At 72.2% G+C, this 15,068-nt stretch carries 13 protein-coding genes; 3 read left to right on the top strand and 10 right to left on the bottom strand.

The window, feature by feature from the left end; all coding sequences use genetic code 11:
- Positions 1 to 225: 225 nt before the first annotated feature.
- A complete protein-coding gene (locus tag VGC13_RS05020; protein WP_331124119.1) occupies positions 226 to 612 on the top strand; it encodes a DUF1499 domain-containing protein in 387 nt (128 codons plus the stop codon).
- 16 nt (positions 613 to 628) lie between these two features.
- Complete coding sequence (gene lon / locus VGC13_RS05025; RefSeq protein ID WP_331124120.1) at positions 629 to 3,085, top strand: endopeptidase La; 2,457 nt, start codon at positions 629 to 631, stop codon at positions 3,083 to 3,085.
- Between the two features lie 600 nt (positions 3,086 to 3,685).
- Here the strand turns inward: lon and VGC13_RS05030 are convergent.
- Complete coding sequence (locus VGC13_RS05030) at positions 3,686 to 3,856, bottom strand: hypothetical protein (protein ID WP_331124121.1); 171 nt, start codon at positions 3,854 to 3,856, stop codon at positions 3,686 to 3,688.
- Positions 3,857 to 4,228: 372 nt separating this feature from the next.
- Between VGC13_RS05030 and VGC13_RS05035 the strand changes: the two genes are divergently transcribed.
- Entirely contained in the window at positions 4,229 to 5,641 is a 1,413-nt protein-coding gene (locus VGC13_RS05035; protein WP_331124122.1) for a BTAD domain-containing putative transcriptional regulator, read from the top strand.
- A gap of 216 nt (positions 5,642 to 5,857) precedes the next feature.
- On the opposite strand, the gene VGC13_RS05040 is transcribed toward VGC13_RS05035, so the two are convergent.
- The 9 genes from VGC13_RS05040 to VGC13_RS05080 form a co-directional block, all read right to left on the bottom strand.
- Complete coding sequence (locus VGC13_RS05040) at positions 5,858 to 9,079, bottom strand: efflux RND transporter permease subunit (RefSeq protein WP_331124123.1); 3,222 nt, start codon at positions 9,077 to 9,079, stop codon at positions 5,858 to 5,860.
- Between the two features lies 1 nt (position 9,080).
- Positions 9,081 to 10,235 (bottom strand): efflux RND transporter periplasmic adaptor subunit, encoded by a 1,155-nt coding sequence (locus VGC13_RS05045; RefSeq protein WP_331124124.1) that lies wholly within the window; start codon positions 10,233 to 10,235, stop codon positions 9,081 to 9,083.
- Between the two features lie 19 nt (positions 10,236 to 10,254).
- Entirely contained in the window at positions 10,255 to 11,853 is a 1,599-nt protein-coding gene (locus tag VGC13_RS05050) for a TolC family protein (RefSeq protein WP_331124125.1), read from the bottom strand.
- Entirely contained in the window at positions 11,853 to 12,044 is a 192-nt protein-coding gene (locus VGC13_RS05055) for a hypothetical protein (protein WP_331124126.1), read from the bottom strand. The genes VGC13_RS05050 and VGC13_RS05055 overlap by 1 nt, the downstream gene beginning before the upstream one ends.
- On the bottom strand, positions 12,041 to 12,505 hold the full coding sequence (locus VGC13_RS05060) for a GbsR/MarR family transcriptional regulator (protein ID WP_331124127.1): 465 nt from the start codon (positions 12,503 to 12,505) through the stop codon (positions 12,041 to 12,043). Before VGC13_RS05060 ends, VGC13_RS05055 begins: the two co-directional genes overlap by 4 nt.
- A 75-nt stretch (positions 12,506 to 12,580) precedes the next feature.
- Complete coding sequence (locus tag VGC13_RS05065) at positions 12,581 to 13,036, bottom strand: GbsR/MarR family transcriptional regulator (RefSeq protein WP_331124128.1); 456 nt, start codon at positions 13,034 to 13,036, stop codon at positions 12,581 to 12,583.
- Positions 13,037 to 13,693: 657 nt separating this feature from the next.
- Positions 13,694 to 13,948: a hypothetical protein gene (locus VGC13_RS05070; protein ID WP_331124129.1), complete on the bottom strand. Its 255-nt coding sequence runs from the start codon at positions 13,946 to 13,948 to the stop codon at positions 13,694 to 13,696.
- Positions 13,948 to 14,718 (bottom strand): enoyl-CoA hydratase/isomerase family protein, encoded by a 771-nt coding sequence (locus tag VGC13_RS05075; RefSeq protein WP_331124130.1) that lies wholly within the window; start codon positions 14,716 to 14,718, stop codon positions 13,948 to 13,950. The genes VGC13_RS05070 and VGC13_RS05075 overlap by 1 nt, the downstream gene beginning before the upstream one ends.
- The gene (locus VGC13_RS05080) at positions 14,715 to 15,062 is read right to left on the bottom strand and encodes an AtuA-related protein (protein ID WP_331124131.1); all 348 of its coding nucleotides are present in this window, start codon (positions 15,060 to 15,062) and stop codon (positions 14,715 to 14,717) included. Before VGC13_RS05080 ends, VGC13_RS05075 begins: the two co-directional genes overlap by 4 nt.
- Positions 15,063 to 15,068: the final 6 nt, after the last annotated feature.

The raw sequence follows: 15,068 nt of genomic DNA on the forward strand, positions 1-15,068 counted from the left end.
CGCTCCCCCGCTCACTCCTTCACTCCTTCACTCCTTCACTCCTTCACTCCTTCACTCCTTCACTCCTTCACCCCTTCACCCCTTCACCCCTTCACCCCTTCACCCCTTCACCCCTTCACCCCTTCACCCACCCCGCCTCCCCTCCACGCCCCCTGCGACGTAGATTCGTCGCAGCCGCGGCTCCGGCAGCACGCGGGACGACATCCAGAACCGAATCCGCCCAGCATGGGTCTTCGCAGAGCCCTGACGCAGAACCGGGCCTTTACCGACCCGGACGACGACGACCCGCGGATGCGGGGGCGCAGCTACGCCATTCCCTTCGTGCAGGTGTGGGAGACGGCGCACGAGATCGCCCGGGGCACGCCCGGGTGGACGATCGTCGGCAGTGACTGGAAGGCGGGGGAAATCGTCGCTGTGGCCACGGGGCTGTGGAAGTCCACGGACGACGTGTGGGTGCGGCTGTCGCTGGACCAGGACGGGCAGACGTGCGTGGAAATGACCTCCGCCAGCCGCGGCGAGCGCGGCGACCTGGGCACCAACGCCCGGCGGATTGCCCGGTTCTTGCGGACGCTGGACGCCCGCCTTTTGGAAAGCAGAAACGCAAACCGTTGAACCACCACCGGTTAGGATGCCTCTACAGGACGTCAGGAAGGCCCCGCCCAGGCTCGCCGACCGCGTGCCGGTGCTCCCCATCCGCAGCACCGTGGTGTACCCGTCCGGGGCCACCGCGCTGCAGATCGGCTACGCACCCAACGTCGAGGCGCTGAACGCGCACCCCGAGCCGGAGCTCATCGTGGCGATCGTGGCCACGCTGGACGAAAGCCAGGACATCCCGCCCCGCTCGCTTGAAAAGGTAGCCACGGCGGTGCGCGTGCTGGACCGGCTGAACCTGCCCGGCGGCACCATCCAGACCACGCTGCAGGGGCTCAAGCGCATTCACCTGGACGACGTGCGCTTCGAGGACGGCTACTACACCGCCCGCGCCCGCGCCGTCGAAGAGACGCCGCTTTCGCCCGAGGACGCCGAGCCGGTGGTGGAGCGCATTTTGACCACCGTGTCCGGGCTGGCCGCCAAGGTGGACCGCGTTCCCGACGAGGTGCCGCGCATCCTGCGGATGAACCTGGGCGACCCCGGCCGCTTCGCCGACCTGGCCTCCACGCTGTGCAACCTGAAGCTTCCCGACCGCGACGCCGTGCTGCAGCAGCTGGACGTGGCGAAGCGGCTGGACCTGGTGCTGGCGTCGCTGGAGCAGGCGTGGGAGCGGGCGCGCGAGGTGGAGGCGGTGGCGGGCGAAGAGAGCCCCGCCGCCGCCGAGGGGCAGCCCCGCAGCGGCCGCGACCGCACCTCCGAGGTGCGCCGCCGCATCCAGGCGCTGCAGGCCGAGCTGGGCGAGCTGGACCCGCTGGAGCGCGAGGCCGACGAGATGCTGCGCAAGCTGGAGATGGCGCGGCTCCCGCAGCGGGTGGCGGCCGCCGCCCGGCGCGAGGCCGAGCGTCTGCGCTCCAGCGCCACCACCGGGCCCGAGGCCACCGAGATCCGCGCCTGGCTGGACGCGCTCATCTCCATCCCCTGGACGCGCCGCGCGGGGGACGGAAAGATCGACCTGGACGCCGTGGAAGAGGCGTTCGCCCAGGAGCACCTGGGTATGGACGAGAGCAAGGAGCGGCTGCTGGAGGTGCTGGCCGTGGCGGCCCTGCGCGGCGACCTGCGCGGCCCCGCCCCCTGCATCGTGGGGCCGCCGGGGGTGGGCAAGCGCACGCTGGCGACCGCCATCGCGCGCGGGCTGGGCCGGCCGCTGGTGCGCCTGGAGCTGGGCGGCCGCGGCGAGGGGCAGCTGGTGGGCACGCGGCGCACGCGCACCGGGGCCCAGATCGGCAAGGTGATGCAGCTGATCGCCGACGCGGGGGTGCGCAACCCCGTCTTCCTGCTGGAGGAGCTGGACGAGCTGGGGCTGGGCAACGTGGAAGGCGACCCGGTCGAGGCGCTGGAGGAGATGCTGGACCCGGAGAACCGCGAAGAGTTCACCGACCGGTACCTGGACCTTCCCTTCGACCTGTCGGAGGTGTTCTTCGTGGGCGCGGCGGGCGACTTCTACCGCATTCCCCGCGACCTGCGCGACCACTTCATCGAGGTGCGCATCGCCGGCTACACGCCCGAGGAAAAGATCGTCATCGCCCGCGACTGGCTGTTCCCGCGCATCGTCAGGGAGCACGGGCTGGCGATGGAGGAGGTGCGGATCACGGACGAGACGCTGCTGTACCTGACCCGCGGCTACGCGCGCGACGCCGGCGTGGGCAACCTGCGCCGCTCGCTGGCCGCGGTGATGCGCCTGATCGCCCGCGAAAAGGCGGAGGGCACGGCCACCGGCTGGACGATCACGCAGGAGATGATCGAGAAGGTGCTGGGCTACCCCCGCTACTCCACCACGCCGGCCGAGGTGCGGCCGGAGGTGGGCGTGGTCACCGGCCTGGCGTGGACGGCCTCGGGCGGCGAGCTGATGTTCATCGAGGCGCTCAAGATGCCCGGCACCGGGCGGCTGGTGATCACCGGGCTGCTGGGCGACGTGATGCGCGAGTCGGTGAACGCGGCGTACAGCTACGTCCGCTCGCGCGCGGACGAGCTGGGGATCACCCGCGAGGTCTTTGGCGACAACGACATCCACGTGCACTTTCCCGTGGGCGCCACCCCCAAGGACGGCCCCTCGGCGGGCGCGGCGGTCACGCTGGCGCTGGCCTCGTCGCTGGCCGAGCGCCCCGTGCGGCACGACATGGCCATGACGGGCGAGGTCACGCTGCGCGGCAAGATCCTGGAGATCGGCGGGGTCAAGGAAAAGGTGCTGGCGGCGTACCGGGCGGGGATCCCGCACGTGGTGCTGCCGTCGGGCAACAAGCGCGACCTGCGCGACGTGCCCAGCGACGTGCGCGAGGGGATGCAGTTCCACTACGTGGACCGCATGGACCAGATCTTCGACCTGGCCATGCTGGGCGAGCCGCCCCAGCTGCGCGCCGCCCCCGAGGGCGAGGCGGCCCCGCTGCGCCGCGAGCCCGAGCGGCAGGCCGCGCGCGAGGCGGCGGACGGGCGCTGAGCCGCGGCCTGGATGGCGCCTGGCGAAGGCACGGGGGATGAAAACGGCACGGAGCCGGCGGAGAACGATCTTCCGCCGGCTCCGCGTTCGTTCCGCCCGTCGTATGAGGTGCGAAGCGCCGCAACGTGCGCGGACTCCGCCTGCCAACCTCCCGACGCACCAGATTGTGATTCCGAGGGAGCGCACGCCCGCCACCTTCCCTGGCCGCGGACCGGACGCGCGACCGAGGAATCTGCCTTCGGGTTGCTGGAGGCGTTTCGACGCGCCGCCCACCCGCGGCAACGTCCGGCGCGATCCGCCATCGGCATCGTGGGATGATCGTGTGGCCGCGAGTCGGCCCGGGCTGCCGCGTGAGAATCCGAGCACGCCGCGGCTGGCTTCCCCGGCCCCGCAACCTGCCGCCCGCGGCGAGCCCGGAGTGGGCGGGCCCCGGAATGACGGCCCTGGGTGATTGGAGAGTGTCCCACGCCCGTGTAATCGGGACGATGCAGGGGCGCCCGCCACGGTGAATGTGGGGGGACGGGACCGTCTCAAGAAAGGACGGGGGACGGCCACCCATGGTGACCGCCCCCCGTGGAATGTCGTCTGGTGTGCGAGGGATCAGGTGCCGGACCCGATCGTCCCTCCCCCGCGCTTGGTGGTGTCCGCCGGCGGCGGCGGCGGCGCGTCGTCGTGCACGGCGCCGGCGGGGCGCGCGGGCTGCGGCTCGGTGGTGGCGGGGCCGCAGGCGGCGGCAAACAGAAGGGCGGCAAAGAGGGTCTTGCGGAACATGGGTTGAGCTCCTGTACGGGGTTCTCGTCGCACCCCGGCATCGGTGCCGGAGGTTGCGGAGCCAAGGCTAATCGCCCCCCCGCACACCACCCGCACCGCCGCCGCACGCCGGCCGCACAACGAAGGGTGTTCGAAAAGAGTACAAAGTGTGCGCGTCCTGAATGGGAAGCGACCTGCGTTCTTCGTACGGGTGCAGCGATGCACCATTGCGCGGCAGGCATTCCCGGGAGACATCGCCGGCATCGGAAAAACCGCCCGCAACGGCGGCTTTCCGGCCGGGCCGAACGGATGCACCATTGCGCGACACCGCACCAAAAGGGTTAATTTGCGAGAGGAAACCGGGGATGCGCGGTACGCCCCCTCTGCTTTTTCATGGCTGCCGTGTATCTGAAGACGCTTGGGCATCCCGCCCTGTACCGGGCCGGCGGTTCGGCCGCCAAGGGCCTGCGGCGAAAGGACGTTGCGCTCCTCGTGTACCTGTGCGTCGAGGGTGCGGCGGTGCACGCGCGCGGGCGGCTGGCGTCGCTGCTGTGGGGCGAAAGTCCCGAGGAGCGCGCCCGCCACTCGCTGACGCAGGCACTGGGGCGGCTGACGCGTGCCCTGCCGCCGGGGGCGCTGGTGGTGGAAAAGGAAGTCGTGCGCACCGGGACGCCCCTGGAGTGCGACGCCGTGGTGCTGCTGCGGGGTGGATTGGAGCCGGGCGAGGTGGACGACGCCTTTTCGGTGTACGGAGGCCCGTTCCTGGAGGGGTTCGATCCCGGCGCGGGGGCCGAGGAGTTCATGGAGTGGGCGGACCGGCGCCGCGCCGAGCTGCGCAACGCGGCGCTGCGGCTGCTGGAGCGCGCGGGCGACGAGGCCGCCGCCGCGGGGCGCTGGGCGCGCGCGCTGCGGCTGGCCGAGCGGGGCGTGGAGATCGACCCCGTGTGGGAGCAGGGCCACCGCATGCTGATGCGCGCGCAGGCGGCCAGCGGCGAGCGCAACCGGGCCCTGCGGCACTACCAGGCGTTCGAGGCGTGGCTGGCCGAGGAGGTGGGCGCCGAGCCGGACCCGGAGACCCGCGCCCTGGCCGAGCTGCTGCGCGTCTCCGAGCCCGCCGACGCGCCTCCGCCGCCCGCGCCGCGGCCCTCCTCACCCGCGCCGCTCCCGGCTCCGCTCCCCGCGTTCACGTTCGAGCGCGAGCCGCGTCCGGCGCCGGAAGCCCTGCCGATCGCCGCGCCCACGCAGGAAGCGAAGCCAGAGAGGGAACCAGGGCCGGAACTCGGCCCGGAGCAGGAGGAGTCGGGTTGCGAGCCCGAGTCCGCGCCGGAGCCCACGCTGGAGGTGCGGCCGGAGCCCGGGCCGTCCCTCCCGCCGGGGACCGGAGAGCCGCGCCCGCCGTCCGCTCCCCTGCCGCGCCCCGCGTGGATCGGCGGCGGCGCACCGGAAGGGGCGCACATTCAGCCGCGGCGCTGGGACCTGGGCATGCGGTGGCACAGGCCCGCGGACGCGCACTGGCTGCCGGCGCCGCTGGGGATCACGCTGCTGGTCCTGGTGCTGATCGGCGCCGCCATCCGCGGCTGCATGCCCGACGCCCGCGCGGACACCCTCGCGGCCGGGCACGAGGAGAACGTGCGGCCGGGCGGCTCCGCGCCGGAGTACCTGGTATTCGGAAACACGCTGTACGCCAGGGCGCCCGCCCCGGATGGCCGGACGCGGTGGATCACCTACCCGGGCGGCGCGCTGGCGGTGGGCGACACCCTCGCCCTGCCCACGCACTGCCCCGCCCCCAGCGACGCGCCTCCGTAATACCCAGATCCTGACCCCGAAAAAGAATGATCGTACAGAGGAACAGAGTCAGACAGAGAAAGCGAGCTGAATGGTCATCTTGTTCCTCTGTCTGACTCTGTTCCTCTGTACCCTTCCGCAGTTTTCTTTTGCATGGCCTCGGCACACACGAAAGCGCCCCGCCAGGACGAACCCGGCGGGGCGCTTCGCATCACATCCATCAACCCCGGTCCAGCGTCAGTCGCCGAACGTGGGCTCGGGGTTCAGCCCCGGGTGCCCCGGCTCGCGCGCCGGCGCCGCGGCGGGCTTCGGCTTGCGCTTGAAGCCGCGCGCCACCCATCCCCCGAAGTCGTCGAAGTAGGTGTACGCCACCGGCACCACCACCAGCGTCAGCAGCGTCGAGGTGATCAGGCCGCCGATCACCGCGCGGGCCATCGGCGCCCGGAACCCGCCGCCCTCGCCCATCCCGATGGCGATGGGAAGCATGCCGAAGATCATCGCCATCGTCGTCATCACGATGGGGCGCAGGCGCACGCGCCCGGCCTCGACCAGCGCCGCCATCCGCTCGGTGCCCGCTTCCCGCCGCTCGTTGGCGTTGTCCACCAGCAGAATGGCGTTCTTGGTCACCAGTCCCATCAGCATGATCACGCCGATCATGCTCATCATGTTGAAGGTGTCGTCCGTCAGCAGCAGCGCCAGCAGCACGCCGATCAGCGACAGCGGCAGCGACAGCATGATGGCGAACGGCTGCGTGAAGCTCTCGAACTGGCTGGCCAGGATCAGGAAGATCAGGATGATGGCCAGCAGGATGGACTCCAGCACGAAGCCCATGGTCTCCTGCAGCTGCTCCGTCTCGCCGCCCAGCGTGACCGTGTAGCCGGCCGGCATCTGCATGTCCTCGAGCGCCGCCGTGATGGCCGTGGACGCCTCGGCGATGCTCAGCTCCGGCGTTACGCCCGCGCCCACCGAGCCCACGCGCTCCAGGTCCTGCCGGTCGATCTGCGCCGGGGCCACGCCCTCGGCCACGCGCGCCACCTGCCCCAGCGGCACCGTGGCCCCCCCCGACGTGGCGATCGGCAGGTTGGTGATGCTTTCCAGGGACGTGCGCCGCTCGGGCGCCAGCTGCACCACCACGTCGCGCTCCTCGCCCGTGGGGTCCTCCCACGTGGTCGCCGTCTGCCCCGCCAGCAGCGGGCGGACGGTACCCGACACCTGCCCCACGTCCAGCCCCAGCTCGTTGGCCAGGTCGCGGTTCACGTCGATGCGGAACTCCGGGCGCGGCGCGCCCAGCGAGGTCTGCACGTCCGCGATCCCCGGGATGGCCCGCATCCGCTCCGCCACCTGCTCGCTCAGGCGCGCCAGCTCCGTCACCTCGGGCCCGCGCAGGTTCACCTGCAGCGGCTGCGTGGGCCCGCCCAGCCCGCCCGCCTCGACCACCGCGATGGTGGCGCCGAAGAGGGAGGACAGCTTCTCACGCGCGTCCACCATCAGTTCCTGCTGCGACTTGTCGCGCTCGGCCGAGGGCACCAGGTCCACGTAGACGTTCCCCGCCGTCACCGTTCCCGTGACGCCCGCGCCCACCGTGGTGTAGGTAAAGTCCACCCCCGGCAGCGAGCGCAGCGCCTTGCCGATCTCGTCCGCCTTCTGCGCGCTGTACGCCAGCGACGAGCCCTCGGGCGTCTCGAAGCTCACGTTGAACGAGCTCTGGTCCTGCTCGGGCATGAACCCGCCGCCGATGAGCGGAAACAGCATGAAGGTGCCGAAGAACGCCGCCGCGGCCAGCCCCAGCGTGCTCTTGCGGTGCCCCAGGGCCCAGCCGATGATGCCGCGGTAGCGGTCCGCGCCCCGGTCAAACCAGCGGTTGAACCCCGCGATCGCCCGGCTGAGCGGGTTGCCGCCGCCGGCGGACGGATCGTGCGGGTCCACGCCCCACCACGCCGCCAGCATGGGCGTAAGGGTGAACGAGACGAACAGCGACACCAGCACCGCGAACGCCACCGTCATCCCGAACTGGTAGAAGAACCGGCCGATGATGCCGCCCATGAACGCCACCGGGACGAACACCGCCACGATGGAGAGCGTCGTCGCCATCACCGCCAGGAAGATCTCGGACGTTCCCCGCCGCGCCGCCGTGAAGTAGCCTTCGCCGTGCTCGCGGTGGCGCACGATGTTCTCGATGACCACGATGGCGTCGTCCACCAGGATGCCGATGGAGAGCGACAGCCCCATCAGCGTGAGCACGTTGAGGGTAAAGCCCAGCGCGTCCATCAGCATGAAGGCGCTGATCACCGACACCGGCAGCGCCAGCGAGGTGATGGCGGTGGCCTTCCAGTCGTTCAGAAAGAGCATCACCACGATCACCGTGAGCAGCGCGCCCAGCAGCAGCTCGTGGATCACGTCGTCCACCGACTGGCGGATGTTGATGGAGTTGTCGCGCACCATCGTCAGCTGCGCGCCCTGGGGGAGCGTGGCCTCGAGCTCCGCCACCGCCTCCTTGACCCCGTCCGCCACCTCCACCGTGTTGGCGCCCGACACCTTCAGCACGTCCAGCGACACGGCGCGGCGGTCGTCCACCAGCGCCAGCGAGCGCTCCTCCTCCGTGGCGTCCTCCACCCGCGCCACGTCGCTCAGCCGCACCGTCATCCCCCCGCGCGTGGCGACGATGACGTCGTTGAACTGCGCGGGATCGGTAATGCGGCCGGTGACGCGCACCAGCTGCTCGCCCGTCCCCCGCTCCACGCGGCCGGCGGGGACCTCCAGGTTCTGCCGCCCCAGCGCGCCCATGATGTCCTGCGCGCTCACCCCCACGGCCTGCATGCGCTCCGGCAGCAGGTTCACGCGGATCTCCCGCTCAAGCCCGCCGGCGATCTGCACCTGCCCCACGCCGCTCACCGACTCCAGCCGGCGGCGGATGGTCTCGTCCGCCAGCGTGGTCAGCTCCGGCACCGTCAGCGTGCCGGACGAAAGGGCCAGCGACAGGATGGGCTGCGCCGAGGGATCGAACTTCTGCACCACCGGCGCCTCGATCTCCGTCGGCAGGTCGCGGCGCACCTGGTCGATGCGGGCGCGGATGTCCTGCGCGGCCAGGTCGCCGTCGCGCTCCAGCTCGAACTCCACCACGACGGACGAGACGCCCTCCAGCGAGTTGGAGGTGATGCGGTCCACCCCCTCGGTGGTGTTGAACGCCTCTTCCAGCCGTCGCGTCACCTCGCGCTCGATGGTCTCGGGCGATGCGCCCGGGTAGACGGTCTGCACCGCCACCACGGGGATGTCGACGTCCGGGAACTCGTCGATGGGGAGCCGGCGAAAGCCGAAGATGCCCAGCACGATGAGCCCGAACATCATCATGGCCGTAAAGACGGGACGGCGCACGGCCACCCCGCTCAGCCCGCCGCCCGGCGCCTTGCGGGCTTCCTGCTCGGACCCGTCGCCGGGGCCGCGAACGTTGATCTCGGCCATCTCAGTCCTCCTTCGCGGGCGCGGCCGCAGGGGCCGCCGCGGCGGCCGTCTGCACCCGCACCTTCGATCCCGCGGGCACCATGCCCGGGGACACGATCACCTGCTCGCCCGCCTGCAGCCCGCTCTCGATGGCCACCACGCCCCGCGCGTCGTCGCGCGAGCCGGGCGTCACCGGGCGGCGGACGACGGAGTCGCCCTGCAGCACCAGCACGTGCTGGTCGGCGCCGGTGCCGCGCACGGCGGCGGACGGGACCACCAGCGCCTGCCGGCCGCCCGCCGTCACCACGCGGCCGCTGGCGAACATCCCCGCGATCAGCTGGCCCGGGTTGGGGAGGCGCAGCGTGACGCCCACCTGCCGGGTGGAGGCGTCGGCCACGGGGTCCACCCGCGCCACCGTCCCCGTAAAGGTCTGCCCGGGAAACGCCGTCAGGGTGAACTCGGCCGGCTGCCCGGGGCGCACCAGGTTGGCCTGGTCCACCGGCACCTGCCCGCGCAGCTCCAGGAACTGCGAGTTTACCACCGTCAGCAGCGTCTGGCCGGGGTTCACGGCCTCGCCCTCGTTCACCGTGCGCTCGCTCACCTGCCCGCCGAAGGGCGCGGTGACGGCGGTGCGGCCGGCCTGCTCGGCCGCGCCGGTGGAGGTGGACCGGGCCGCGGCCAGCTGCGCCTGCGCCGCCTGGAACTGCGCCTCGGCGGCGCGAAAGTCCAGCTCGCTCATGGCGCCGGCCTGGAACAGCGTCCGGGCCGACTCCAGCTGCCGCTGGGCCAGCGACAGCTGCGCCTGGGCCGCGGCGACGCCGCTGCGGGCGCCGGCGGCCTGGCTCTGGATCCCCGCCGCCTCGATGCGGGCCAGCACCTGGCCGGCACGCACGCCGCTGCCGCGGTCCACCGACAGCCCGCGCACCACGCCGGGCACCTGCGCCTTGACCTCCGCCGTGCGGAAGGGCTCCAGGCTCCCGGTAAGGGCCACGCCCGCCGCCAGCTCCGTCATGGCCGCCGCGGCCACGTCGTCGGGGGCCAGCACGGTCACCTTCTCCGGCGCCTTCGTCGTCTCCGCCGCCTCGCCCTCGCCCCCGCCGCAGGCGGCGGCGCCCAGCACCAGCAGGGCCGCGACCGCCGCCCGCAGGGGGCGGCGCGTGTCGCTGTATGCGTTCATCTCTTCTGATCTCCGGTCTTCAGGGCGTGGTCGTCGATGTAGCGGGCACCGGCGCGGTGGCCGGAACGGTCGTGCTGGGCGCCGGCGTCGGGGCCGGCACCGTCGGGTTCAGGATGGACGGCGTGGTGTCCAGCGGCTGCAGCGTGTCGAGCGCGCCCAGCACGGACGAGCCGCCGGTGGCGCGAAGGACGGAGGCGTCGGCGTTCAGGAAGTCCGCCACCGCCTGGGCCAGGTTGGTGCGCGCCTGCAGCAGCTCCAGCCGCGCCTGCGACACCTCCAGCTGCGTGGCCAGCCCCTGCTGGTAGCGCAGCACCGTCAAATCGTGCACCCGCTGCGCCGCCTGCACCGTGGTCTGCCGCGCGGCGATGGCGGTGCGGGCGCGCTCGCGCTCGGCGGTGGCCTGCGCGTACTGCAGCTGCACGCCCTCGCGCAGCTGCGCCAGCTGAATGCGCGCCTGCTCGGCCTGGATGCGCGCCTGCGCCAGCTGCGCCGCGCGCTGGCCGCCGTCGAACAGCGGCACCTGCACCGTGAGCCCCGCCGTCCAGTCCGTGCGCCACTCGCCGGCCAGGTCCACGGGGCTGCTGGGGTACAGCAGGCGGCCGTAGTTCATCGACAGCGACACGTTGGGGAGAAAGGCGCCGCGGGCAATGCGGATTCCCTGCTCGGCGATGGTCACCTGCCGCTCGGCCTGGGCGATGGACGCCCGCCGCGCCAGCGCCTCGGCCGCCACGACGGGACGGGCCAGCGCCTCGGCGGAGGGCACGTCCAGCGGGGTGGTGAGCACCACGGGCGCGTCCAGCGGCACGTCCACCAGCCGCTTCAGCTCCAGCAGCGACAGCTCGGCCGCGTTCTGCGCCTGCACCAGCTGCGGCCGCAGGTTGTCGCGCGACACCTCCGCCCGCAGCACTTCGAGCTCCGAGGCGCGGCCGGCCGAAAGCCGCAGCCGCTCCTGCTGCAGAAAGGCCTCGGCCTGCTCCAGCGCCTGCTGCGCGCCACGGGCCAGCTCCTGCGCCAGCAGCGCGTTGACGTAGGCGGAGCGCACCTGCAGCTCGATCTCGGCCGTCTGCTCCACCAGCCCCAGCCGGGCCACCTCGCGGAACTCGCGGGCAATGGCCTGCGCCGCGCCTGTGCGGCCGCCGGAGTACAGCAGCTGCGAGCCGCTGAGCGTGGCCTGGTACGCGTTGGCCTGCCCAAAGGGCAGGTTGCCGAACAATTGACCCAGCCCGCCCAGGCCCGCCAGCGGCGCGGTCCGCTCCAGGTAGGCCACCCGCTCCGCCAGCGGCGCCGTGCTGTCGGGCGCGAACCGCAGCGAGTCCGGCAGGGTGAACCCGCCGCCGCCGCTGAACGACGAGGCGAAGGTGCGCGTGTAGCCCACGTTGGCGTTCAATTGCGGCAGGGCGCCGGCGCGCGCCTCGCGCACCTGCGACTCCGCGATCTGCACCTGGCTGCGCGCCAGGCGAACTTCCTCGCTCTGCCCCAGCGCGCGCCCCACGGCGGCCTGCAGCGAGAGTGGAACGGTGTCTCCCCGCGCCGCGGACGCGGTCGCCGGCGCCTGCGCCGCCAGGGCGGCGGGAGCGGCGGACAGCGCCACGGCCAGGGTCCATCCCAGTCTGTTCATCATTCCTCCAGGGCGGTTCCCCGCCCATCCGTTCCGTAGTCGCCGGGCTCCGCATCCGGAGCCTCCGTTCGGGCCGCCACCCCTGCCCGCACCGCGTCGCGCAGCCGCACCCGGGGCGCCGAGGCCCCGGGGGGCGGCGCCCCCACCATCAGCAGCCACCGCGGCGCCTGTCCCGCCGCCGGCACCCTCACGCGGCCTCCGCGGCGCAGCACGCCCGCAGCGCATCGGCCGCGCAGCCGTGCATGCGCGAAAGCACCTGCAGCCGCCCGCGCACGCGCTCGTCGCGCGCCGCGGGGGTGGCCGTCCCCGCCGCCAGCAGCGCCTCGACCTGCGCCAGCCGCTCCATGCGGTGGCGAAGCAGCGTGCGCTCCAGGCCGGGGGCGATGCGGTAGAAGTCGCGGCGGTCGCCCATGTGGCTCACCCGCTCCACCACCCCGAACCCCTCCAGCTGCCGCGCGTTGGTGCTGACGCTGGCGCGGCTTACCCGCAGCCGCTCCGCGATCTCGTCGATGCTCATCTCGCGCGGCGACAGCAGCAGCAGCCCCAGCATCCGCCCGCCGGTGCGCGGCGCGCCGTCGCCTTCGAAAAAGCGGCCCACGCGCTCCACGAACACCTCGTCCGCGGGGTCCAGCCCCGTATCGTCCTCACGCATCATCCGCGTGCAATCCATTCAGAATCCGATTTGATCCGCGCGGGCGTCCGGGATCCCGCGCGTCCGCCGCCGGCGTCAGTCCTCGCGCCGGCCGCGCACCTGCCCCAGGAGGTCGCTCACCACCTGCTGCGCCCGCTCGTGGAACGCGATGGCGCTTTCAAAGCGCTGCCGCAGCACGGGCGAGCCGCCGTTCACGGTTTCGGCCCCCTGACGCAGCCGGCGCAGCATGGAGCCGATGCCCTGCACCGCGCGCTCCAGGGTGCGCTCGCCGGTGTCGGGCGAGATCTGGTAGTAGTCGCGGCGGTCGCCGGCGCGGGTCACCCGCTCGGCGATGCCCAGCTGCTCCAGGAGGCGTGCGTTGCTGCTCGCGCTTCCCTTGCTTACCCGCAGCTGCTCGGCGACGTCGTCCAGCGAGCACGGGGTCTCCTGCACCATCAGAAATCCGAAGAGCCGCCCCGCGATTCGCGGAGCCCCGTCCTCCTCGAACTGCCGTCCCATGCTCTCGATGAAGTCGATCGTCGTCGGGTCCATCATCCCTCTGCCGCAAGGTGGACCCAAGGATAGCGGCTCGGCGCCGTTCAGTCAATACTGAACGTACTGCATGGAGGATGTGAACGGGTGAACGGGTGAACGGGTGAAGGGGTGACACACCGGGCTCTCTGCCACGCGTCCCGCCACGGGCTAAAGCCCGCGGCTAGAAATGCCAGAAGCCCCGTCTCGGCTCGCATGCGCTCGCCGAACGGGGCTTCAACAACATGATTTCTCGACCAATCGTCCACCTGCCGCGGACCCGCCCCCCGAGCGGGTGAAGCCCCACCGGCGAGCCTAAGCGAGCCATTGGGTGGGGCTTATGGCCTTTCTAGCCGTGGGCTTTAGCCCATGGCCGACTCGCTTGCGCTCGCCGAACGGGGCTTCAACCGTTCGTAATCCTCCACCCACGCGCCACCCGTGACTTCCTGAGGGAGCGCCGCGCTACACCCTCCCGTACTCCAGACCCGGCGCGCGACCGAAGGACCTCGCCTGCATCACGACGGACCGTCCACCTCCCGCGGACCCGGCCCACCCGAGCGGGTGAAGCCCCACCGGCGAGCCCAGGCGAGCCAATGGGTGGGGCTTATGGCCTTTTTAGCCGTGGGTTTTTAACCCATGGCGCGGAGCCATGGTGGGGCCAAAACCGGCCGAGACGCCTCACACCTCCCTCGCCCCCTGCCCGTCCGCCTCCTCCTCCCACTCCTCCGCTGCCGCGGCCTCGGCCTGGCGGCGGCGGCGGGCGCCGAGGGCGGTCAGCAGCATCAGGCCACCGGCGAGGATGACGATCGCCAGCAGCACCAGCGGGTCGTAGCCCAGCAGCACGCCCGGCACCAGCAGCGCCGCGCCCGCGAAAAAGACGCGGACCTTCCAGTCCAGGAACGGGTCCGGCTCACGGCGGGTGCGGTCCACCATCAGGCGCGCTCCAGGAACCGCGCCACGCCCGCCTTCATGTCGTCCGTCATCCGCGCCACCACGTTCACGTCCGCGCCCGACCGCAGCGCCGCCTCGAAGCCCATTCCGTCCGCGTGGTACAGCAGCCGCTTGCTCAGCTGCACCGCCGACGGGCTGCGCTTGGCCAGCTCCTCCAGGAACACCGCGCACTGGCGGTCGAAGTCCGCGTCGGGCCAGGCGTGGTTGATCAGCCCCATCCGCTCCGCCTCGGCCGCCGCGACCGGCTGCGCGTGGACGACAAGCTCGAAGGCGCGCTTCTCGGACACGTTGCGGCGCAGGATGGCCATCACCATCGCCGGCACGAAGCCGATCTTCACCTCGGGATAGCCGAACTCCGCCGTCTCGGCCGCCAGGACGATGTCGCACGACGTCGCCAGCCCGCATCCCCCGGCCAGCGCCCGGCCGCGCACGCACGCCACGACGGGCTTGCGCATCCGCCGGGGAAGGAGGAAGAGCTCCGCCAGCTCGTCCACGTCCTCCAGGTTCTCCATCACCGACGACTCGGCGATCTTCCGCAGCGCCGACAGGTCGGCGCCCGAGCAGAAGTCCTTTCCCGCCCCCTCCAGCACCACCACGCGCACCGCGTCGTCCGCGTCCGCCTGGCGCAGCGCGGCCTTGAGCGCGGCGATGAGCTCCGCGTTCAGGGCGTTGCGCTTGTCGGGACGGTTCAGCACCAGCCGGCGGATGCCGCCCTCGTCGCGCGTGAGCAGCGATTCGGACGGCGCGGTCACGACCCCTGCGCCAGCGCGGCGACCTCGTCCGAGACGTCCACCTCCATCCGCAGGATGGCGGTGGAGAGCACCTTGCCCTGCGCGTCGGTCTTCAGGCTGACGGTGCCGCCGCCGCCCAGCGCGTTGTGCAGCAGGAAGTTGAGCGCCTCGAGGTTGGGGAGCTCGAACCGCTCCACGCCGCCGTGGACGATCCCCTCGAAGTGCTTCTTGACCCGCTCGGTGGTGAGCTGCTCCACCAGGACCGGGTAGAACTCGGGGCGCAGGGCAATCACGCCCACGTTGGCGGTGTCGCCCTTGTCGCCCGAGCGGGCGTGGGCCAGGTGCAGCAGCTGAAGTCGGGGCATGCGAGG

The sequence above is a fragment of the Longimicrobium sp. genome (assembly GCF_036399255.1).
In the GTDB taxonomy this organism is placed as follows: Bacteria; Gemmatimonadota; Gemmatimonadetes; order Longimicrobiales; family Longimicrobiaceae; genus Longimicrobium.

Coding starts and splice junctions, on each gene's coding strand:
- lon (WP_331124120.1), top strand. CDS start 629: ATGCCTCTACAGGACGTCAGGAAGGCCCCGCCCAGGCTCGCCGACCGC.
- VGC13_RS05065 (WP_331124128.1), bottom strand. CDS start 13,036: ATGGACCCGACGACGATCGACTTCATCGAGAGCATGGGACGGCAGTTC.
- VGC13_RS05060 (WP_331124127.1), bottom strand. CDS start 12,505: ATGCGTGAGGACGATACGGGGCTGGACCCCGCGGACGAGGTGTTCGTG.
- VGC13_RS05020 (WP_331124119.1), top strand. CDS start 226: ATGGGTCTTCGCAGAGCCCTGACGCAGAACCGGGCCTTTACCGACCCG.
- VGC13_RS05050 (WP_331124125.1), bottom strand. CDS start 11,853: ATGAACAGACTGGGATGGACCCTGGCCGTGGCGCTGTCCGCCGCTCCC.
- VGC13_RS05080 (WP_331124131.1), bottom strand. CDS start 15,062: ATGCCCCGACTTCAGCTGCTGCACCTGGCCCACGCCCGCTCGGGCGAC.
- VGC13_RS05030 (WP_331124121.1), bottom strand. CDS start 3,856: ATGTTCCGCAAGACCCTCTTTGCCGCCCTTCTGTTTGCCGCCGCCTGC.
- VGC13_RS05040 (WP_331124123.1), bottom strand. CDS start 9,079: ATGGCCGAGATCAACGTTCGCGGCCCCGGCGACGGGTCCGAGCAGGAA.
- VGC13_RS05045 (WP_331124124.1), bottom strand. CDS start 10,235: ATGAACGCATACAGCGACACGCGCCGCCCCCTGCGGGCGGCGGTCGCG.
- VGC13_RS05035 (WP_331124122.1), top strand. CDS start 4,229: ATGGCTGCCGTGTATCTGAAGACGCTTGGGCATCCCGCCCTGTACCGG.
- VGC13_RS05070 (WP_331124129.1), bottom strand. CDS start 13,948: ATGGTGGACCGCACCCGCCGTGAGCCGGACCCGTTCCTGGACTGGAAG.